This is a genomic window from Dyadobacter sp. Leaf189 (genome assembly GCF_001424405.1).
Taxonomy (GTDB): domain Bacteria; phylum Bacteroidota; class Bacteroidia; order Cytophagales; family Spirosomataceae; genus Dyadobacter.
Map to the genome: position 1 here is coordinate 118,885 of NZ_LMPS01000004.1, position 22,907 is coordinate 141,791.

The following is a 22,907-nucleotide window of genomic DNA, read 5'->3' on the forward strand; positions in this document are numbered from 1 at the left end:
ATAGTTGAAAACTGATTAGGATCATGTTCCGATTGAATGGTATGATCCATTTTTGATATGCCTCCTAGTGCCAGATGACTGATTGCAATACGGCTTAGTAATTTGGAGCGAAAACTTATTCTTTGTGTATTTTCTGATTTTCGCATTCAGGTCTCAATCAGGTTAGTCGTGTAAATGATTTGTCTGATCTCCTCCAATGGAAGATCAAAAAACACCGTCAGTTCTTCCCAGTTTCCTCGGCAGCTTTTGATCACATAAGAATATTTGCTGTTGGCATGCTATCTCTTGGAACACTGATCTCTGATTCGCCATAGCTGGTCTTGATTCTTTTTTGCCCTAGCCATTACGTGAATTGCAATTCCCTGGCTGTTCATGTTTATCAAAACCTAAATACCCATCCAGCTCGCCTTATAGCACCTTTTAGATGCCGCAATTCTTCAACTGCCCTAACAGCCATTAGGTATCTCTCGACTCTTAACCCTCGCTTGAATATTAAAATTAGTTAGAAGAACTTGCCCGTAAGTCTGATAAAGGCTGTGATCTTCTAACTAATTTTAAATATTTATCTACTTAGGAACACTCGAGTTGTTCGAACTTGGTTATTCACGGAGAGGCTAAGAATATACATGCCGCTGGCCTGTCCAGTCAAGTTTATTGCTTGTTCAATCAAACCTCCGTTTCCAGCAACAAAACCCTTCCAAACAGCCTGACCCAGCATATTCGTCACTGAAACAGTGCCTTGCTCATTCTTTTTAAGATTAAAGGAAGCCACAAAATGTCCGTTCGTTGGATTAGGTGCAGCTGATAAGGTTATATAGTCTACCTCAGGTTCTGAAAGAACTCCTATTTCCCCAGACCTTGCAATCTCTTCGGTTATTTCACTACCTATTCTTGCAGTCACTCCGCACAATATGGATCTTGGAGAACTTGGAATCACATACGAAGTGCCTTTTACACGAACGCTTAATGTGTGAGTTTTCCCATCTTTTAAGCTTGCCGGGGTAGCTAAACTAAAACCGTAATTGGCCGTACCGATATTATATTTTTGCAGACTTTCCTTAAATATATTAGCAGTAGCAGTTGCGTAAACAGTGTTACCCTCATACAACTCGACAGTTAAGGCAACATCAGGATTAAGTTTATCCCATACCCACCCGCTTACAACTCCACAGTCGGCCCGCTCAAATTTACCGTCATAGACATTGGCAGCACAGGTCAGACTGCGCGGTGAACTCGGAATTATAAATGTTGTTCCTTTCACACGTACGCTTAGGGCGTGCGCTTTCCCATCTTTCAAGCTTGCTGGTGTCGCTATACTGAAACCGTACTTGGCAGTGCCGATACCAAATTTCTGAAGACTCTCCTGGAAGAAGCTCAACAATTAATGCGGAATCAGGGTTGATTTTATCCCAYACCCAGCCGCTTACAACCCCGCAGTCAGCCCGCTCGAACTTGCCGTCATACACATTGGCAGCACAGGTCAGGCTGCGCGGTGAGCTCGGAATTACAAACGTTGTTCCCTTCACACGCATGTTCAGCGAATGAGCCTTTCCATCCTTAAGACTAGCAGGAGTCGCGATGCTRAAACCGTACTTTCCAGTGCCTACCCCGTAATTTTTGAGAGATTCCTGGTAAATGTCGGCAACTACAGYGGCATAAACAGTGCTGCCCTCATACAACTCAACTGTTAAAGCAGCATCGGGATTGATTTTGTCCCACACCCAGCCGCTAATCAAACCGCAGTCGGCCCGCTCGAACTTGCCGTCGTACACGTTGGCAGCACAGGTCAGACTGCGCGGTGACTTTTACGCGTATGTTCAAGGCGTGCTCTTTCCCATCTTTCAAACTTGTTGGTGTCGCTATACTGAAACCATACTTGGCGGTACCAATACCATATCGCTGAAGACTCTCCTGGAAAATATTGGCGGTCGCCGTAGCATAAACCGTATTTCCTTCAAATAGCTCAACAACTAGTGCTGAATTTGGATAACTTTTATCCCATACCCAGCCACTTATTACGCCGCACTCTGCTCTTTCAAATTTGCCGTCATACGACGGTCCCGGGCAAACTACTACCTGAGGAGAGTTTGTTAAAACATAGGTAGTTCCTTTAACTCTCACAGTCAGTGAATGAGAAGCACCATCCTTTAGCGAAGGTGGAACATCGATGCTGAACCCATAATTTCCAGTTCCTAAGCCCTTACTCTTTAAGTCGGCTCTATACTTTTCTGCTACAACAGTTGAGAGAATAGTGTTGCCATCCATTATCTCAACTTTCAAGGCGGTATTGGTATTGTTTTTATCTCTGACCCAACCACTAATTTTATAGCAGTCTGAGCCCTCAAAAGTACCTTCGTAAGAACAGCTAAATGCTTTGGGGGAGCCGTTTAGAAGATAACTCGTACCCTTAACTCTGACACTTAAGTTATGATTAACACCATCACTCAGCAAGGCTGATGGAACTACAAACTTGAATGCATGATATCCTGTGCCTATACCCTTTGTTTTTAGATCCTGCCGAAAAATTCCCGCCGATGTAGATGCATAGATTTTGGTTCCTTCAACCAACTCTACGTTCAAGACAGAATTTGGGTGATTCTCATCCCACACCCATCCTGTGATCTCCGTGCATGAGACCGATTCCAGAACTCCATTGAATTTTGAAGACGCGTTTGCTTGCTGCAATGAGCCAAACGAGTAAATTGAATATGTGTCTGGGGTAATTGACTGAATTGTCGTAATGGAACCTTGACTCACATCACTACTCATGGCAGTAAAAATTGACACCTCATCCACTAAGGATTCAATCTTTTCCCAATTGCTTGTAGAGGTATTCCATCCAACTATCGTAAGTGACTTTAGATCGTTATCAGTAATTCCTGCAACATCACTCGCTGCATTCCAAGACAACGTTAGTCGAGTTGCCTTAGACCCATTTATATCCCAGAACTCCTTGTTGCCAACAGCTTTCACCAGCCCGTCCCTTCTATCATAACTAAATGTTGATTCGATAGAAAATGAGTTTGACGACGGCGTTCCAGCGAAGTACGCACCCGTCGTCCTGTCTGCCTGCGCTGCGAAAGGTCTGAAGACGCCATTCTGACCAACCGGGAATGTGAAGATATCATCTCCATATTTCCGGACATATCCATCAATATGCTTGCTATTTCCAATACTTGCTATTTTTGCAGTTTCGGAAAAACTAACTATCCCGGGAGGCGCCTTGCGCTCAGATTTGATAATGCTGCTCTGTCCAAGCGAGGAATAGCTTACACTCTGAAGGGCAAGTACAAAAACTAATAACTTATATAATTTAGCCATCAACTTAAATGTCTTTTAAACTATCGTTTAATACAGTAGTGATCAACCTGTGATGTTGACATTGTAATCACCCAAAAACTTTAATTCACCACCTGAGACAATGTTGATGTCTTTTGCAACTATGTGATGGCCCACTTCAATTACATGACCAGCGTTGACTTTAATAATGTCCTTTGAGCTGGGAACCCGACCACAAGACCATACATCCGGATTCAACCAAGCACCGGAAGCCAAAGTCTGAACTGTTTCGGAAAACAAAGAGGTTGTCTTGAAGTTCTGATACATCACCTTATCAGCTACCGAAGTTGCAGAACCGAACCACTCATTAAGCATATCCGAATAGACCCTTCTAAAGTCTATTTGCATCTTGATATCTTTATCATAGCTTCGGGAAGAACCAGTTGTAGGTGCAAATCCGTTAATTAAGTTTGGATTGGTACCAATGACATTCCTCTTTATCCCTTTCCCAAAAACAAGCATGGGAGCGCCTATACCGTGGTCGGTACCTTTCGAAGCATTTGACGTTGCTCGTCTGCCGAAGTCTGAAAATGTCATCCCGACAACCTTCTCTTCTGTACCTTGTAGTTTCAAATCATTCTGAAATGCTGCGATTGCATCGGACATCTTCTTGAGGAGGATTGCATGATTCCCTTCAAGCGTTGTTGAGCCAACTTGGTCCGCATGAGTATCGAAGCCACCTAGTTCCACGTAATACACTTTGGACTTCAGACCTCCATGAATCAATCTAGCTACGATCTTGAGTTGTTCCGCAAGTTCATTTTTCGCTGAAGCGTCTGGATAAGTCGCAAGATTTTTTCCGGCTTCAGCTGCAGTCTTTATCTCTGCCGAATAACCGACAGCAGATACTTGTTTCAATCTTATATATTCAATCAAGTCACCGGCATCACAGCACGGACGGTTATTGTCTTCCGACATTCCTGGCTCTCCGATTAGCTTATAGAAACTATCGGGATCCTGCAAAGTGACGGACATCGATTGCTGATTACCCACTAATGTCTTTGTGCTTATCTGACCAATTTGAACGGCAAGTGGATCGTCCATTTCAGAATTAGGATATTTCTCAGGATAACCTGGAAACCGGTCATCTAGATATCGTCCAGCCCAGCCGGAAGAAACGTATTTGGAAGCATCCACGCCGGTCATCCAAATGTCTGTTGAACGATAGTGAGACAAGTCTGGATTCGGATACGACACTGAGTGCACAATAGCAAGTTTACCCTCATTGTACATCTGTTGAAGCCCAGTCATAGCGGGGTGCAGACCGGTCTCGGGATTGCCGTCTAACCTAAGTACCTTAGACTCGGGAATCGCCAGATTACTTCTAAGATTATAGTATTCTGAATAGTATTCGAGTGGGATCACCGTGTTCAATCCGTCATTACCTCCTGCCAGATAGATAATCACTAATATTCTGTCGTTGTGCTGAGCCATTGTTTGCCTCAAGGATTTCACGATTGACGACCCCTTATCAAGGCTTTTGATCTTGAACCCATTCAGCATAAACGGCATCAAAGCAGCTGCTCCAATAAAATCTCTTCTCTTCATCTCAATTGATCAAAATATTTGATATTCAGCCATTCTTAGCAAATACTTCAAAAGCGCACGAACTCTCCACAGCACGATATTTTGCCTTGTAACATCTGCAGGCGCACTTCTGTAATTGTTCCACTCTTTCGTCCATGTCATTCTCGGACTACTCTTCATCATCATGATCGCGTCTATTAAAAAATCTTTCTGAGCCTGTGAGAGCTCAACAGGAAAGAGGTTACGGGTATACTCCGCTAGAACCTGCTCGCAAGTGATTGCAGGGGTACCTTGGACATCAGAAAAATTCGGCTGGATGGATTTCAACCTTTCTAGCACTTCGATTCCGATTTTGTAGCCTGTTTTGACAGTATAACTTGGATAAACTAACATATCCGTACGGGAGCCACGAAGTCCTAATGTCGTTTCATTGATCCAGTTTCGAGAATACCCCGTCTGATAGTAAGGAAGAGAGCCAAAGACTGTAGGCTGATTCAAAAAATCGAGCTGCTGAAGATTTATACTATAGTTGATGAAATTCATCATCTTCCGGAAAGCCACGTAATCGGAAGTCATGTCGGGGACGGGTTGCTCAAAAAACCGCATCGCACCTATCATCAATTCAGCAGGAGATTTTACTATTGCAGCAATATTCCTTTGGTCGAAAAAAATATTACTTGCTAGAAGCTTTCTAATGACCGGCTCTATTGCGAAATTATTTGCAGCACTCGAAAAAAACGCAGCCAAAGGAATAACAACCTGATCCTCAATTTCCTGAGTGATGTTTGGATTTACATACCATCGATATAGCTTTCTGCATATAAACCGGGGTGATTGAGGATGACTGAGCAACATGTTAACCAAGTCCGACAATTCTTCATCTCCAGAAGTTGGTCCAGACCTGCCAGCAATACTCGTATTGTTATACTTTGGAGAAAAGTTCTTAGCACCCGTGTCGTGCCTGTCGGCATTGTATTGAACGCCGAATGTAGTTGAGTCCTTTTTATTCCTATTGAACACCTGCCAACCTGTCAGAACACGTGCAGCCTCTTTAACATCCTCTTCTGTATAGTTGTAATTTCCCTCAACATCTCTTTGACCAACAGTAAACAGCTCCTGCAACTCGCGAGCGTAATTCTCATTCGGGCGCTCTTTCGAGTTTTTATCTCCATTTTGAAAAACTAGCATGGCCGGATCCTTCGTCACGCCAATAACCATATCCCGAAAATTCCCAAGAGCATGTCCTCTTAGCAAGTTCAAATATTGATTAGTAAACCTGTAGTCCTGTACTTCTGAGCCATTCACAACAAAATGGTTTTGCCAGAAGGCTGTTAACTTCTCCAATACTGAAGGATATCCAGTCTGTTCAGTCATAAGACCTATCCACCAATACTGTACGTAATTCAGGTAAGTATATGTTCTGGATAAATCAAAGGGCTTTGTAATAAAGGGCTTTCCAGCATCTGGCCTGGTTTCATCCATTTCGACTGGTGGCGGCGGTGTTCTCCTTCTGGAAGCGTTGGCGATAAGGATCTGAACGGCTTCATCTGCTGTCTTGCCTGTGAAATCCTTTATTTCTTGTTGAGTTGGCCCGAAAGTAGCTCGCCTTAATAAATGTGCTGCGCCAGCACTATCCAGGACTTCTGTGTAGGTGTCTAAATAAGCCATTTATACGGCGAATTGGATAAGAACTATGAGGATAAAATAAGTAAACCAACCACCGGCTGGCTCGTAGAGCCGTACGAATAAAGTTGCAGCTAGATAACACTTACTTTCCTAACAAAGTTACAAGTATTTCTAATATTTTATAATTTATTCTACAAACTATTTTTTTTTGTAGAACAACTGCTTGTGTAGTCATTCTCCGGAATGGCAAATGCGGCTGCGTTGCTCGCTTAGTAAGATGTTATAAGAAGGATTGTTGGCTACCTATGGTGCATACAATGGTATGAAGCTTTATTATTGACCCTTGTACAAGAATCAGGAAGCATTAGAGAAGCAAGATTTCTGACCGGGCCGTTCAGATGTGAAACACAACTAACTTCTAATCATACAAATCCGCCTATCGCAGAACTCGCTATGTTTATGGTGTTGCCATCCAATAGTCTAGCCACAGAGTGTTCAATCAAGATATTACGGGAATGTTTTGCCCGTTCCAGGACTAAGACCTTTTTCTAAACGCTCTTGATATGAGATATCAGCCAATTCTGATCCTTTTTAACATAATCAAGGCTAGTTTTGACATATAAATCGACAACAAAACTTCGATTTATGCAATCTTCCGACATAGAAAATCAATTGTAAATTCTTCAAAATCTCTCCGCGATAAGTCATCGTCAAGGAAAATCAAGGCCTTGAATGTCTTCAATAATGGATACTGAGCACTTTTTTTAACATTCCTGGAAAAATTTCACTTATGTAACAGATGTTTTATTACAATTTTTATCTTAAATTTGTCCAACTCGATGCATTTTTGAAATGCTGATCCTCCGAGTCATTAAAATCTAGTATTGAGAGTGATGATCAATTATGTATGCTCAACTGGTTATTTGATAGAAAGAAGACTGAAGAACTTAATCTTGACCACATAGGCATAGATATACATTCCCATCTGCTTCCGGGTATCGATGACGGTGTTGAAACCGTTGAAGAAGCTGTGGCAATGGTGAGAAAAATGCAGTCACTGGGCTACAAGAAATTAGTAACAACCCCTCACGTGATGTGGGATTGTTATCGCAATACTCCTGAAATTATTCTTTCAAAAGTAGAACAAGTACGGTCAGCTTGTCGGGATGCGGGTTTAGTTGTCGAACTTGCAGCTGCTGCCGAGTATTTTATTGATGAACATTTCAATGAAATGCTCGCATCGGGAGAAACTATACTAACGTTGCCAGGAAATAGGGTGTTGGTTGAACTACCTTATTCTACTCCACTAATGAATACCTCAGAAACTCTCTTTTCAATCATTGAGAGAGGGTACCAACCAATACTTGCCCACCCAGAAAGATACACATACTTCTACTCTACCCCAGAAGTATATCGGAAACTGGTAGATCAAGGCTGCGAATTGCAGCTTAATATTTTGTCTTTGACAACTTATTACGGAGAGAATATAAACAGAATGGCAGAATGGTTGTTAAAAAATAACCTTATTACCTTCCTTGGAACAGATGCACACAAAATGCAACATATAGATATGATCCAAAGAAGCAACCGAAAGAACTGGATTTCAGATTATCCATTCCAGAACACAAAACTTTTGAATATACCGGAATGAGGACCGAATTCATTCTATATTTGTGATGAAAGCGTCTTATAAGACTTGTACATTCCCAAGACCAGCTACAGACATCCGAAGCAACTGCTAATCACATCGTGATTATTTTGACGATTTTTTGGATGAATAAACGAATTAATAAAACTGACGTAAATACCTATTGACGCCAGAATATGTGCACGCAACTTTACTCATCGTATCCATTATGAACAATTATCACAGAAGTTTAAAGCAAGCAGCCCTAATCCTAATTTTGAGCTGTATGACAATATTTGGCACCCTTATATCCTGCGTGTCGCCAAAGTCAATTGTATATTTCCAAGGAGACACACTTCGCCTATCTTCGCAACAGGTGGATCAGATATATGTCCCTGTCATACAATCAAATGATATCTTATCAATAGTTGTAGGGAGCTTGAACACAGAAGCAAACGAAGTATTTAATACACCAAACACCTTTACAACTGCCAGTACCAACTATTCACCGACTGGTGGAGGTGCCCGGGTTCAACCGCTTGGCTATCTTGTCGACTCTGACGGATCTATTGAGGTCCCCTTAATTGGAAAGGTCAAAATAGCCGGCCTCAGGACTACTGATGCTGCAGACACAATCCGAACTAGACTAATGAATTTCCTTAAAGAGCCATCTGTGATCGTAAGGAATTTAAACTTCAAAGTCTCCGTCCTTGGGGAGGTTAACCGTCCAGCTGTATATGTTATTCCTGATGAGAAGATCTCACTTCTAGAGGTGTTGAGTTTGGCTGGCGATCTGACCATATATGGGCGGAGGGATAATATAATGATAATTCGCGAGGAAAATGGGGTTAGGAACTATGCCAGAATTGACTTGACGTCTCGCGACATATTTAGATCACCTTTTTATTATCTGCATAAAAACGACATCATTTACATTGAGCCAATAAAAACAAAGATAAATGCGACAGATAGAAACGCGCAGCTTGTTCCGATAATCACATCCATTGTAGCGGCAGTAGGTACCCTTGGAATTTTGATATTAAACTTCACTCGCTAGCTTTTTAGAAGCGTCTTTAACTAACAAGTAATTGTGTCATTATGAACAATCAAAACTTAAGTCTTGGAAATGATAATTTTCAGGATGAGGAACCAGAATTCAATCTAAAAGAATATATTGTAAGGTATGTTAGATACTGGTATCTCTTTCCAATATTTCTCGCAATCGCGCTTACTGCGGCTTTCTTTTATCTTCAAATAACACAACCAATTTACAATACTAGGACTTCCATTCTCATAAAAGATGAGAACAAAGGTCTGAGTGGAAATCAAGGCGATATCTTATCGGAGCTTAGCTCTCAGTTTGGGGGTAACAAGCTTGTTGAAAACGAGCTTGAAATTATCAAGTCTCAAACCCTGATGGAACAAGTAATCAAGGAGTTAAGTTTAGATGTGTCATATACAAGTAAAAATGGACTACGTACTATAAACCTGTACAAAGCCAGTCCAGTAGTGGTAAAACCAGAAGTTATCACACCTTTCGGACTCAAAAAACCACTTGTTATACATATCGTAGATAGTACTCATTTCCGATTCAATGACGAGGAAAAACTATTTGAATTCAATCAACGATTCAATAATGCGTGGGGCGCGTTTGTTGTGAGCAAAGGGATAGTGTCGGAATACGATGAGATTGATATTCATTTTATGGACACTAAATTGTTAGCAGAGGGAATGCTAAATAGGCTATCCGTAACACAGCCTAATATAAAAAGTACGGTTCTTCAACTGGATTTCGAAGATACTAATGTTCAAAGATCCAAGGACGTATTGAATAAATTACTTGATGTATATGTACAATCTTCTTTGAGTGACAAAAATAGTGAGGCAAGCAACACACTTAAATTTATTGAAAACAGGCTTGGTCTTATTACCGGAGAACTTGGCGACGTCGAAAAGGATGTTGAATCCTATAAGACCGAAAAAGGTATTACTGATATTAGCGCTGAATCTCAACTGTTTTTAGAAAACATCAAAGAGAATGATAGTAAACTTAATGAGGTTAATACTAAGATAAGCATCCTTGAGAGTGTTGATAATTATATACAAAATTCTGGTGAAGGAGCCGTAGCTCCCGCAACGTACATGATTGACGACCCTGTTCTTGTATCATTACTGACTCGCTTTAACGAACTAGAATTACAACGTGAAAGATATGCCAGAACGACTTCCCCAAATAACCCGCTCCTTCAAACAATAAATACACAATTAGAAGGGACTAGACAATCAATACGTGAAAATGTTCAAAATTTGAAGCGCGGAATGGCCGTTACGAAGAGAAACCTTGAAGGAATCAATTCGCGTTTCTCAGCCGGTCTTCGCAGCATACCAAAAAAAGAGCGCGAGTTTGTTGGCATTAAACGACAACAATCTATTAAAGAAGAGTTATACCTATACCTTTTGCAGAAAAGGGAAGAAACTGCGTTAGCGTATGCTTCTACTGTTACCGATAGTAGACTTATAGACGCTCCTATTTCAACGTTTAATCCAATCCGTCCAAAAAAATCTTTGATTTGGCTCGGAGCTGGTATAGCGGGTATTATTCTTCCCATATTTCTTATTAACATACTATTCATGTTGAACAACACCGTTCAACGTAGGGAGGAAATTGAGCGAATTGCTCACACTTCAATATTAGGTGAAATCGGATTGATGAAGAGTGTAGTAAACGGCGTTTCCGGGGAAGATTCCATTATCAAAATGACTAGCAGGAGTGCTGTCGCCGAGCAGTTTCGTGCGTTGAGGACAAACCTACAATATTTAGGAGATGGTAATTGTCGAGTTATAATGCTCACATCGTCTATTGGCGGAGAGGGAAAAAGTTTTATCAGTATAAATCTTGCCGCAAGTTTAGCTTATTCCGACAAACGGGTGCTGCTAATAGGGCTGGATTTAAGAAAACCCACATTGCACGAAAGACTTGGAATTTCGAATAAAACCGGGGCCTCTAATTCTCTCATCGGACAAGGTGGCAGCGAAGACTTTATACAATCCACTGGTGTACATCCGAAGTTTAACGTCCTTACCAGTGGCCCGATTCCCCCAAACCCATCTGAGCTTTTAAGCAATGGCAAACTACCTATCTTATTGAACGAGTTAAGAGAAAAATACGATTATATTCTTATTGATTCGCCGCCATTCGGCCTCGTGACCGACTCGTCGCTTATTGCGGAGCATGTGGATGCGACTTTATATATCGTCAGATTCAATTATACAATTCTGGACCATCTGAAACGCATCGGTGATTTGCAGCGGGCAAAACGATTTGCAAATCTTTCCATTATCTTCAACGGTGTAAACTATGGCGCAGGTTACGGTTATGGGTACGGCTATGGAGGCTATGGGTACGGGTATTACTCAGAAGAATCCGCGAACTCAAGCCAAAATCTTGGCGCCCGTTTGAAGAAGATGGTCAGCAAAAGCTAATTCTACCCCACTGTGCTGCTATCTGCTTACGCTGGAAGATAGTAGCACAGTTAATAAGCCTTAACATGGCACGGGTGACCTGATTCGCTCATGAGCTAACAATTGTGTCTAATTGCTTTTTATGTTATTTTAGCGCAGCAGAACGCACACTTTGAAAGGAATTATCGAATTTGAACATAACTCAACGTTACCTTGAAAAATCCACTCACCAAACGGAAAAGGTCCAGCTCGGCGGACAGAACTTCCGACCCTTGTCTCCAGTTGATGCTTGTGCATCATTTCTAAAAATACCAGCGGTTTATCACTGATATTACCGTCAACTGTTGGCTCAACTAATTCAAATTGATCTAAGGCACAGGCTTCATTGTCAAAATGGATCTGTAATTCATTGCTATGTCTCTTATCGTGGCAATTGATCAAGGATATCTACCTTTTATAAGAACTCTCTACAATGGGCAAATTATTACATGTTATACTTTCAGGTGGAGTCGGAAGCAGACTCTGGCCCGTTTCGCGACGATCTATGCCGAAGCAATACATCCCAATGTTCGGCGGGAAATCGCTTTTTCAGCTAACCGCTGAAAGAAACAGGGATATCGCTGATACGATACTGGTAATAGGAAATAGGGAAAACTATTTTCTATCCAAAACTGACTTGCTTCGTGCGGAAATATTTCAATATGATGAAATTATTGAGTCAGTACCTCGCAATACAGCTGCCGCAGTTGCTTTTGCCGCGTTCCATGCCGATCCCGAGGACATACTTTTAGTTACCCCTTCGGATCATATTATAACAAAGCCGGAGCTATATCTTGCTTGTGTAAAGGAAGCAAGGAGTTTGGCTGAACAGGGCTATTTAGTGACTTTCGGGATCGCTCCTACAAAACCAGAGACAGGGTTTGGTTATATCGAATTTTCCGGAAATGACGTACTCTCATTCAGGGAAAAGCCTGATATTGAAACGGCTGAGTCTTTTATAAACAGCGGCTCGTTTTTGTGGAATAGCGGAATGTTCTGTTTTAGAGCAGATGCCTTTTTAGCAGACCTTAAATTGTTTGAGCCGAAGATTTTTAGCGCATCAGAAAAGGCATATATCAGTCGGACTGACGGCTTTATTCCTGAATTAGAGACCTTGGAGATTCCGTCACAGAGTATCGATTATGCGGTCATGGAACGTTCACAAAAAATGAAAGTTGTCAAAGCTGACTTTGGTTGGTCTGACCTGGGATCTTTTGAATCAATTTGGGAGCATTGGGACCTGCAAGGCGAAACGCATCGTTTTAAGAACAACAACTGCGTTATAGGGTCCGAAAAACACGTCGAATTTCTGGGTGTTAGCAACTTGGTATTAGTCGAAACGAACGATGCAATTTTAATTCTTGACAAGAGCCGATCTCAGGATGTAAAAACAATCTTTGAAAGACTTGAACGAGATAGACCTGAACTTGTAAAATAGTTAGTGAGAACATTAAAGTGATAATTGCTTACAAAGTGCGAATCTTTGACCAATAAGCAGCAAGTTAGCTTCTCCGGTTCTGACAATCCAATAGCCGGCGCTCACAATGAATACCTTCCTTTTAAGATGGTATCTATTATAAAATTTTTAACACATAACCAAAACGGAATTAATCATGCAAAAGACAGCATTAATTACAGGTGTAACCGGACAAGATGGTGCTTATCTCAGTGAACTTCTCTTAAGTAAAGGCTATATAGTACATGGTGTTAAAAGAAGAAGTTCTCTCTTCAATACAGACCGCATCGACCACCTGTATCAAGATCCACACAGTGATGATCCGAAGTTCATACTTCACTATGGCGATTTGACTGATTCAATGAATTTAACGAGAATCATCCAGGAAACTCAGCCAGATGAGATCTATAATCTCGCTGCAATGAGTCATGTGAAAGTAAGTTTTGATGAACCTGAATACACGGCAAACGCCGATGGCATTGGCACATTAAGAATCTTGGAAGCCGTACGATTGCTGGGTCTGACAAAAAAAACGAAAATATATCAAGCGTCCACTTCAGAATTGTACGGATTGGTACAGGCGGTCCCGCAGTCTGAAACAACTCCATTCTATCCGCGGTCCCCATATGCCGTAGCAAAACTATATGCTTACTGGATAACAGTTAATTACCGTGAAGCTTATGATATGTTTGCATGCAATGGTATTCTTTTCAACCACGAATCTCCTTTGCGCGGCGAAACCTTTGTTACAAGGAAGATAACTAGGGCTGCCGCGAAAATTGCGTTAGGCCTTCAGGATTGCCTATACATGGGAAATATCGACGCACAGAGGGATTGGGGGCATGCTAAAGATTATGTAGAAGCCATGTATCTAATTCTTCAACAAGAAAAACCCGAGGACTTTGTCATCGCAACAGGTATCACAACAAGAGTTAGAGATTTCATCCGTGAGACTTTTGCATTCCTCGGTATCACCATTGACTTCAGAGGTGAAGCAGAAAATGAAGAAGGCACAATCGCCGCGGTTGATCAATCAAGGATTGCTGAACTAGGGATAGAACAAGGCGCACATTTAACCCCAGGTGCGGTAGTATTGCGCATTGATCCAAGGTATTATCGACCAACGGAGGTTGAGCTTCTAATTGGTGATCCGACTAAATCGAAAACTCAACTTGGTTGGGAGCCCAAATACACACTTGAAACGCTTATAGCAGATATGATTACATCTGATCTGACTCTCTTTCAAAAAGACCAGCTACTTTTGAAAAAAGGTTTTGGAGTGCTTAACTATTTTGAATAAGTCGTCTCAGAATACAATCATGTAAGACTAGCCGGTGAATAAATGGATAACAAAGTTGCCTTTAAACGAAATATAACTTCTAACATCTTGTTATTTGTACTGAACGGAGTGATGAGCTTCTGGCTCCCTCCGTTCCTTATAAGCCGGCTGGGTATTGACGCATTTGGAATGATTCCTTTATCTACAGCATTAATTAGCTATGCTGGCCTGATAACAATTGCAGTTAACGGTTCTCTTTCAAGATTCTTGTCTCTCGACCTTGCAAACGACAATCACAAACAAGCGAATATCACCTTCAACACCGCATTCGTAAGCCTACTCGCTCTTGTTGCAATTTTAGTACCATTACTCGGAATTTTTTCGTTTAACGTTGCTTCCTTTTTATCAATTCCAACTCATATCGTACAAGAAGGAATTGTTTTGTTCATTTGCACAAGTATAGCGTTTCTAGTTTCTACATTTACCTCTTTGTTTAACACGTCGGCATATCTGGCTAACAGACTTGACCTAGTAAACCGTGTCACTGTTATAAACACATTTATTAGAGTTGGCCTGATCCTCATCATCTTCTTATTTGTCAAAGTTTCGCTAGGGCTATACGGAATTTCCATGGTTATTGCCAGTTTGTTAGCAGGAATATATAGCTACATCCTGTTTGCAAAATACACGCCCTATTTGTCTCTGAATACAAAGCTCTTCGACAAAAGCATTCTCCAAAATCTTTTGTCCATGGGTGGATGGTTGGTGGTAATTCAGTTAGGAAATATTTTGTTTTTACAAATTGATTTGCTCCTAATTAATACGATGATCGGTAGTGCCGAAGCAGGCAAATATGGCGCATTACTTCAATGGAGTAACATGATCAGGACTCTTTCAATTACACTCTCTGGCGCATTGGGTCCTTTAATTTTGAAGTTGTACTCGATGAATAAGATTGAGGAGCTAATTAAACTGTCAAAATTATCTACAAAAATATTGTCACTTTCAATAGCTGTAATTGTATCTGTTTTATGTTTGGTTTCAACTCAGTTTTTGACTCTTTGGATTGGCCCATCGTTTTCGCAGTATGGAGAACTATTTAATCTGATGCTTATATCTTTACCTATAAACCTAGGGATTCTTCCATTATTCTCCATCAATCGAGCTTATAACAAATTGAGGATTCCCGGACTATTTACTTGTTTTATGGGGTTAGTAAATCTCATTCTTGCTTATTGTCTAGTCAGATTTACTGATATGGGACTTTATGGTATAGTCATTGCAAGCATAGTTGTGCTAACGGTTAAGAATTTTATTTTCATTCCAATATATGTGGCCAAGCAGATGAAAATCAATATTGGCACATTCTACGCATCATCGATTCCCTCAATATTGTCAATGTTGGCAATTCTCTTAATTGGGAAATTCTATCTATCCTACTTTACAATTCAAGACTGGCCAGGATTAATGAGCCATAGTGCAATTTTGCTCACTGTTGGGGCAATGATATCCTTTGTTCTCTTAAAAGGAACAGAAAAGAAGTTAATTTTAGACATCGTCGCCAAAAAATCTGTTTAGCTACATCATAATGAGATATTTATTCATTAATCCGAGAACCCAATATGAAAATACCGGAGACCTGCTGATTAATAAAGCATTAATTGATCAGCTTTCAAGGTACTGTAAAGTTATTGTGGATGATCGCGATAAGCCGGAATGGTTTTCTAAGGAGTTGAAATCAAATAACTCTGAGATGTTATCAAAAATTTCCGATCGGACGCTAGTTGCTACCCTGATTGGGAGATTAATTTCAAATAGGCTGAAGGGAGATCAAGACAAATATTATCTTGCCTTTGTTCCAGGTGATATTTCTCGAACGGGAAGGAAAATGGCAATGCAAACACTCAAAGGTATCGCCCTTCTTGTCATTCTGCGATGCCTAGGTTGCAAAATCGTCCGGTTTGGTATATCTGTTGGAAACTTCGATACTCAAAATCAGTTTTGGTCATCCGTTGAATCGCGATTTTACAGTTTTTTAGGAATTCGGGATACCGAATCTCTCGCAAAGGCTAGAGAATTTGGCTTTCACAATACAAAATACTTTCCTGATCTAGCATGGGTTAGTAATCATAAACCTATCAAATCAGACTTACCTTCTAAGAATTATATTGTATTAAGCTTCAGGTCAAATGCTTATGGTATTAAACATGATTCGCAATACTTTTTGAAAATTGCAAACAGGCTGAAAGCCATCTTATCTTCCTCGGATTTTACGCACTGCAAAATTGTTCTTTGCTACCAGGTATCTTACGACAGAGAGGCATGTCTTGAGCTATGTGAGAAGCTCAACGAATTCGAAATAGAATTCATAGATAAAAAACTACTCCTCAAGGAGTCAGTAGAGTTGTACTCTAATGCAGAGTTTATAGTTAGCAATAGATTACACGTGCTCTTACTGGGGATGTTATCGGATGTTCTAGTTTTCCCCCTCATCATTCCAAAGGACAATAAAAAAATAGTGTCTATTCTGAAAGACAACAAACTTGATCATACCATCTTGAATATGGACGATAGTGCGCTGCTAAACCTGGAAACCATGAATGAGATAGTAAAGAGGAGAGATGTTGAGCTAAAAAGAATTCAGGCAACCATTAAGTTGAATAAGGAAAACACTGATTCAATACTTACTAGTATCTTTCTTTCTTAACTGGGACTTATAAAATGGATGGAACTACTCCTGCTATTGTTGTCGTCGGGTATAACCGTCCCGAAGCACTTCGTAGACTTCTCAAGTCACTAGCGCTTTCGGACTTTAATAGCCAAGATATCACTCTACATATTTCCATAGATAGGAGTGGAAACGAGGAGGTGTATGAAACTGCTCAAAATTTTAACTGGCCATATGGTCCGAAGGTTGTTGATATTTCCGAAGTCCGGTTAGGTCTTAAAAATCACATTCTAAAATGTGGGAATCTGACGACAATTTACGGTTCCGTCATAATTTTGGAAGACGATCTTTATGTTTCCCGAAACTTCTATGCATATACCCAGCAAACTCTTAAAGCGTTTGGAGAGGATGAGCGTATCAGTGGCATCTCGTTATATAGTCATAAGTGGAATGTTATCAAAAATAGGCCTTTCGTGCCTGAGTATAATAGTTGCGACGTATTCTTAATGCAGTTTGCTCAGTCATGGGGTCAATGCTGGAACTATTCCATGTGGCAGGCATTTACATCCTGGTATAACAGTTCTCCCTCGGATGAGTATCGAAGAACAAATATTCACACCAAAATTAAGAATTGGTCAGAATCTTCATGGTTGAAGCACTTCATGGCATATACAGTAGCCACAAACAAATATTTTGTATACCCCTATCATTCCCTTACAACAAATTTTAACGACGCAGGAACTCACACCAAGACTCTTAATACCGGAAACCAAGTCCCGCTAGCATCCGGAACTCGTAAATATTTGATACCTTCATTTGAGAATTGTGTCAAATATGACTCATTCTTTGAAAGAGTCGGGCTTAGCGAGCATTTGGGTTTGGACGAGAAAATGTTAGCAGTGGATCTTTATGCTTCAAAGGACATCAGTGAAAGCGTCCAATATTTATTATCTCCGAAACCCATGCCATATCTCGTAAAAGCGCATTATGGCCTTAAATTACGACCACATGAATTGAATGTAATACATGAGGTTCAAGGGGATGACATTTTACTGTACGACTTATCTGTTCCTGCACCACAGCCCCGTTCAACTTCCTTTGAAACATTTGGACTAATATATGATCTGAAATCAATTACAATAAAGGAACTCATCAGTGTTACTGCTTTCAAGATTATAAAGAAAATAAAATTTCTAGACAAATTACTAAACTAATATGCTCAGAGCAATTGCTAAATATACTTTGAATGAGATCTACAAGTTTAGATTTAGGAACAGAAATGTGCGATTTCTTTCAGGCGTATCGATCAATAAATGTGACTTTGAAGGCCACAACTCTGTTGCGCATAATTCTGTTCTTATGAACTGCCACATAGGCACAGGAAGTTACATAGGCGAAAATGTACGATTCTCCCATCTTAAGATTGGGCGATTCTGCTCACTCGGGTCACGGATATACAATACAAGCGGTAGGCACCCGACCACAAAGTTTGTCTCGACACACCCTAGTTTCTTTAGCTCAAAAAGACAGGCCGGTTTTACTTTTCGATCGGAATCTATCTTTCCTGAACACGGTCTTACAACTGATGGTTACTATGCAGAGATCGGCAATGACGTCTGGATTGGCGATGACGTGACCATTCTGGACGGACTAACTATCGGTAATGGTGCAATCATCGGGGCGGGATCTTTGGTTACAAAAAATATCGAACCATATGCAATTTACGCGGGAGTACCTGCAAAAAAAATTCGATCTAGGTTTAACGATAATGACATACAGTTTCTAATCGACAGCGCTTGGTGGGATAAACCCTTTGAATGGATCAAAGAAAATGCGGAATCTTTTGACGAAATAGAGAAGTTTAGAGATTTGATATCAAAATCTCATTCGGCTAAGAACAGCAAATCACAATTATTTTAAAGCGAGCTCCTAATAGTTCGTTAACTGTCACTGATATGAATAAGGACCAAATTATTAAGATCAAAACTTTGCTTTTCGCAAGTCTCACCTCTTTGAAAATAAACATAGGAGGTGAACTGGCTTTTAGCGAGTTGTTCGCGATTTGGGAACTGAGATACTTTAAGACTTGGGCGTATCTGTACAATAAACTGCGAGACTTGCAGAATATACAAAAAGCATATATCCTTTTCCTTGTCTCACAAATAATCAGTGATTATGTTAATCAGACATCGCCGCAAAACTTAATCAGAGGTTGGGCAAATATCCTGATGGCAATAATTGTAACAACTTTCTTGTGTAAAATCCTTCTAAAGGATCAGAGATATATACTATATTATTTTGTAGGAGAAATAATAAGTCTAATATTCTTCGGGCCGGATACGTACGGCGTATCTATTGAAGATATGGAATTTTTTAAGTTTCGACTAGCACCTATCTTAAATGATTCTCTGCTGATTATTGCCTACTTGCTGATTAATAGAAATCAGCACTACACAAAATATGTAATTGTGCTCTTTTTGATTTTTGGTCTGTTCAGCTTGGCATACGATGCTAGAACTAATGGTGCTATTCGCATTTTCATAGCGCTTGTTTTATACTTTAGAAGTTACCTGCCGAAAATAACTGGTCGAAAGATTCTGATTACTCTTACAATTGCAATTATTGCATTTCAATTAGCTTTTTCAAGTTATGTATACTTAGTACTAAACCGTGGATTTGGAGGAAAGCACGCCTCAGGACAACTGCAGCGACTTGAAAATCCTTATAATCCATTAAGCCTCCTAATGACCGGCCGATCGGAAACATTTGTGGCTCTTACTGCTTCTCTGGACAAGCCAATCTTCGGCCATGGGTCATGGGCGTTAGATGAAAATGGAAAGTACACATTGTTACTTTATAAGTTACACATGATGGAAGATCGGTTTTACGAGGATAGAATAATATCTGAAAAAGAACGCTACATCCCAAGCCATTCTGTTATCGTTGGTGCCTGGATGACTTCTGGGTTACTTGGTTTTCTGGCAATATTATATATCATAACGTTAGTTGGTAAACGACTTTACAACTTATTAAGATTTAAGCATGACAGAACAAGTCCGTATCTACCAATCTATTTACATCTCCTATTTACTGTATTTTGGACTTTCTGTTTTTCTCCTCTCCCAAAGATAAAGTCGACCATCCCAATTATGATAGCCTTTATTATAACATCTAATGCCAAGCTGGCTCACGAGAAAAGATCCCAAAAGAAAAGAAAACTTGACCAAATCAATGCATCCTGAAACCCGCAAAAACGAAGAAAAGAAACTGTTCTCCGTTGTAATACCTGTCTACAATGGCGAAAAATATATTCGCGACACGTTGCGCAGTATCTTCAATCAAACATATCAAAAATACGAAATCATTGTTGTTGACGGATTGTCCACTGATCAAACACTAAGTATCGTTAACGAATACTCGGATAGAATTGCACACATAATCTCTGAGAAAGATGCTGGGATGTATGACGCCGTTAATAAAGGGTTCAGGCTTGCCAGCGGAGATTATTTTTGCTATATAAACTCAGATGATCGATTAACTCCAATCGCTCTTGAAAAGGCAGTAGACAAGTTTAGTCAGAACTCCTTTGATTTAGTTTTCGGTGACGTAAATTATATTAACGAGAGTGGAAACCTAATTTATTCTTTAAAATCGTTGAACCTACCCAAAGTAGGTGTTAAATACATTCGTCGGCTACCATTTGCGCAGCAAAGCGCTTTTTGGACCAAGGATATCTTTCACCGAGTGGGTGGATTTGATGCAAACCTAAAATATGTAGCAGACTCTAAATTTTTGTTCGACATTTATTTAGATCCACAAACAAAAACAGCTCATATTCCTTTTGTTCTTGGAGAATTCCGAATGCATAGTGATTCATTCTCTATCGGATCTTCGGAAAAAATGATTAAAGAAAGCAAACTTATGCGCCAGCGCTATCCTGAACTAGGAAATAGCACTTTGTTGAAGTTTTTCTTCGAGTTCTTTCTTAAAGTCATTAATGCTAAGGCAATTTATAAGAAAAAAAACTATGAAGGTGTTCGGCTTCAATAAACATCATGAAAATTCTTAGAGTTATATGGAGTATGAACCCTGCCGCTGGCGGCCCTCCCCAAGGGATTAGAAATGTGGTTCCGGAAATGAGTAAATTTGGTGTTTCAAACGAAGTCGTCTCACTTGATCAGGATAAATCCTCCTTCTTAGAATCCGACAACTTTGTAATTCATACCATAGGCAGAGGGAAAGGCCCATGGGGCTACAATGAAGCTCTTATTCCTTGGCTCTTGGCTAATATCTCTCGCTTTGACGTGATCATTGTTCATGGTCTTTGGCAGTATACGAGTTTCGCTGTCTCAGCAGCTATTAGGCAATATAAAAAGCGCAATCCAAAATCAATTCCGGCCGTCTACGTAATGCCCCATGGTATGCTTGATCCATGGTTTCAAAAGGCGAAAGGCCGAAGGTTAAAAGCGGTTCGGAACTGGATTTTTTGGAAACTGATTGAGAGACGAATTGTTAACGAATCAGATGGAATTCTTTTTACCTGTGAGGCAGAAATGATGCTTGCAAGACAAACCTTTACTCCTTATCATCCAAAACGAGAAATCAACGTTGGCTACGGGATTAAAACGCCGCCTGAGTACTCCGAACAAATGCGAAGAGCTTTAAAGGACAAGTGCCCATCTGCTCTGCAGGGAGAATATTTTCTTTTCCTAGGGCGTATCAATTACAAGAAAGGCGTCGACATTTTAATAGAAGCTTACGAGCAAGTTGTAATTCAAAAAGCCTCAGAAGGTGTTTCCGTGCCTAATTTGGTTATTGCCGGTCCGGAATTAGATACCGATTTTGGCAGAAGCTTAACCGCCATTGTTGATGGAAATACTAATTTACAAAATAAGGTTTTCTTCCCAGGCATGTTAAAAGGTGATTCAAAATGGGGAGCCTACTATAATTGCCAGGCATTTATTCTTCCTAGTCATCAGGAAAATTTTGGCATCGCAGTTGTTGAAGCCCTAGCTTGTGGTACTCCCGTGTTAATTAGTGATCAAGTGAATATTTGTAACGAAATTAAAGAAGAATATGCAGGGCTTGTTGCATCTGATACAACCGAAGGGACATCTTACTTACTAAACTCATGGCTGAATCTTGAAAATGAAGAACAAATGAGACTACGACAAAATGCAAAAACAGCTTTTATAAATCGATTCGAAGTCAGCGCGGCAACAAGACAATTTCTTGGCGGAATAGGTTTTGATTCTGAAAATCTTACAATCTAACAATGCAACTATTAGAAACTTTTAGGTTGCCTCCTGATTTTCGTGGCCGTCCCGGATGGTATGTGCAGCTTTGGTGGATCGTTCAGGCACTTTTGTTTCGCACCTCGCCCCAATTTATGTACGGCTGGAGACGATTTCTAATGCGGTGTTTTGGAGCCAAAGTTGGAAAGAACGTTATCATTAGGCCATCTGTTCAGACACAGTTTCCATGGAAGGTAAGCATTGGAGACCACAGTTGGATTGGTGATGATGTTCGGCTATATAGTCTGGGTCACATTACCATTGGCGATAATGTCGTAATATCTCAGAAAAGCTATCTATGTACTGGATCTCATGACTACACTGACGAAAGCTTTCCGATTTTTGCGCAAGAAATTAAAATTGAACCTGGCTGCTGGCTTGCTACTGACGTTTATGTAGGGCCTGGAGTTACAATTGGCGCAGGCACGGTCATCGGTGCAAGGTCATCCGTCTTTCGATCTCTTCCCGCGAAGAAGATTTGTGTTGGCTCCCCCGCCAAAGCGATTCGGGATAGATGTTAGATCCCTAAGATTATTTTATAATTAAGCCAATATTAGAATTGTTAATAGCTTGAAAAGCAACTTTCGGCT

18 protein-coding genes are annotated in these 22,907 nt (G+C 40.4%); 13 read left to right on the forward strand and 5 right to left on the reverse strand.

The window, feature by feature from the left end; translation table 11 throughout:
- Positions 1 to 146 precede the first annotated feature (146 nt).
- The 5 genes from ASG33_RS26210 to ASG33_RS09870 form a co-directional block, all read right to left on the reverse strand.
- Positions 147 to 254: a hypothetical protein gene (locus ASG33_RS26210; RefSeq protein WP_310589188.1), complete on the reverse strand. Its 108-nt coding sequence runs from the start codon at positions 252 to 254 to the stop codon at positions 147 to 149.
- 308 nt (positions 255 to 562) lie between these two features.
- Positions 563 to 1,378, reverse strand: coding sequence for a T9SS type A sorting domain-containing protein (locus tag ASG33_RS09850; protein WP_162242737.1), 816 nt, complete (start codon positions 1,376 to 1,378; stop codon positions 563 to 565).
- 350 nt (positions 1,379 to 1,728) lie between these two features.
- The gene (locus ASG33_RS09860; protein ID WP_056283782.1) at positions 1,729 to 3,321 is read right to left on the reverse strand and encodes a hypothetical protein; all 1,593 of its coding nucleotides are present in this window, start codon (positions 3,319 to 3,321) and stop codon (positions 1,729 to 1,731) included.
- Between the two features lie 42 nt (positions 3,322 to 3,363).
- The gene (locus tag ASG33_RS09865) at positions 3,364 to 4,887 is read right to left on the reverse strand and encodes a DUF1501 domain-containing protein (protein WP_056283785.1); all 1,524 of its coding nucleotides are present in this window, start codon (positions 4,885 to 4,887) and stop codon (positions 3,364 to 3,366) included.
- 9 nt (positions 4,888 to 4,896) lie between these two features.
- Entirely contained in the window at positions 4,897 to 6,534 is a 1,638-nt protein-coding gene (locus ASG33_RS09870; protein ID WP_056283788.1) for a DUF1800 family protein, read from the reverse strand.
- A gap of 865 nt (positions 6,535 to 7,399) precedes the next feature.
- Here ASG33_RS09870 and ASG33_RS09875 point away from each other — a divergent pair.
- The 13 genes from ASG33_RS09875 to ASG33_RS09940 all read left to right on the forward strand — a co-directional run bounded on the left by ASG33_RS09875 (position 7,400) and on the right by ASG33_RS09940 (position 22,838).
- Complete coding sequence (locus ASG33_RS09875; RefSeq protein WP_056283790.1) at positions 7,400 to 8,143, forward strand: tyrosine-protein phosphatase; 744 nt, start codon at positions 7,400 to 7,402, stop codon at positions 8,141 to 8,143.
- A 262-nt stretch (positions 8,144 to 8,405) separates the two neighbouring features.
- Positions 8,406 to 9,176 (forward strand): polysaccharide biosynthesis/export family protein, encoded by a 771-nt coding sequence (locus tag ASG33_RS09880; RefSeq protein ID WP_157474684.1) that lies wholly within the window; start codon positions 8,406 to 8,408, stop codon positions 9,174 to 9,176.
- Positions 9,177 to 9,217: 41 nt separating this feature from the next.
- The gene (locus ASG33_RS09885; protein ID WP_056283796.1) at positions 9,218 to 11,602 is read left to right on the forward strand and encodes a polysaccharide biosynthesis tyrosine autokinase; all 2,385 of its coding nucleotides are present in this window, start codon (positions 9,218 to 9,220) and stop codon (positions 11,600 to 11,602) included.
- A gap of 451 nt (positions 11,603 to 12,053) precedes the next feature.
- A complete protein-coding gene (locus ASG33_RS09895; RefSeq protein WP_056283803.1) occupies positions 12,054 to 13,058 on the forward strand; it encodes a mannose-1-phosphate guanylyltransferase in 1,005 nt (334 codons plus the stop codon).
- Positions 13,059 to 13,233: 175 nt separating this feature from the next.
- Complete coding sequence (gmd, locus tag ASG33_RS09900) at positions 13,234 to 14,376, forward strand: GDP-mannose 4,6-dehydratase (protein ID WP_056283806.1); 1,143 nt, start codon at positions 13,234 to 13,236, stop codon at positions 14,374 to 14,376.
- A gap of 42 nt (positions 14,377 to 14,418) precedes the next feature.
- Entirely contained in the window at positions 14,419 to 15,933 is a 1,515-nt protein-coding gene (locus tag ASG33_RS09905) for a lipopolysaccharide biosynthesis protein (protein WP_082489174.1), read from the forward strand.
- Between the two features lie 10 nt (positions 15,934 to 15,943).
- Complete coding sequence (locus ASG33_RS09910; RefSeq protein WP_056283811.1) at positions 15,944 to 17,062, forward strand: polysaccharide pyruvyl transferase family protein; 1,119 nt, start codon at positions 15,944 to 15,946, stop codon at positions 17,060 to 17,062.
- Positions 17,063 to 17,076: 14 nt separating this feature from the next.
- Positions 17,077 to 18,237, forward strand: a complete 1,161-nt coding sequence (locus tag ASG33_RS09915) for a hypothetical protein (RefSeq protein WP_056283814.1) — start codon at positions 17,077 to 17,079, stop codon at positions 18,235 to 18,237.
- Between the two features lies 1 nt (position 18,238).
- On the forward strand, positions 18,239 to 18,943 hold the full coding sequence (locus ASG33_RS09920) for a CatB-related O-acetyltransferase (protein ID WP_056283817.1): 705 nt from the start codon (positions 18,239 to 18,241) through the stop codon (positions 18,941 to 18,943).
- A 35-nt stretch (positions 18,944 to 18,978) separates the two neighbouring features.
- A complete protein-coding gene (locus ASG33_RS09925) occupies positions 18,979 to 20,265 on the forward strand; it encodes a hypothetical protein (RefSeq protein ID WP_056283822.1) in 1,287 nt (428 codons plus the stop codon).
- The gene (locus ASG33_RS09930; protein ID WP_056283825.1) at positions 20,255 to 21,073 is read left to right on the forward strand and encodes a glycosyltransferase family 2 protein; all 819 of its coding nucleotides are present in this window, start codon (positions 20,255 to 20,257) and stop codon (positions 21,071 to 21,073) included. The genes ASG33_RS09925 and ASG33_RS09930 overlap by 11 nt, the downstream gene beginning before the upstream one ends.
- Positions 21,074 to 21,078: 5 nt before the next feature.
- Entirely contained in the window at positions 21,079 to 22,296 is a 1,218-nt protein-coding gene (locus ASG33_RS09935) for a glycosyltransferase (RefSeq protein WP_056283828.1), read from the forward strand.
- A 2-nt stretch (positions 22,297 to 22,298) separates the two neighbouring features.
- Positions 22,299 to 22,838 carry a putative colanic acid biosynthesis acetyltransferase gene (locus tag ASG33_RS09940; RefSeq protein ID WP_056283830.1) on the forward strand — a complete coding sequence of 180 codons (540 nt, stop codon included), beginning with the start codon at positions 22,299 to 22,301 and terminating at the stop codon, positions 22,836 to 22,838.
- Positions 22,839 to 22,907: the final 69 nt, after the last annotated feature.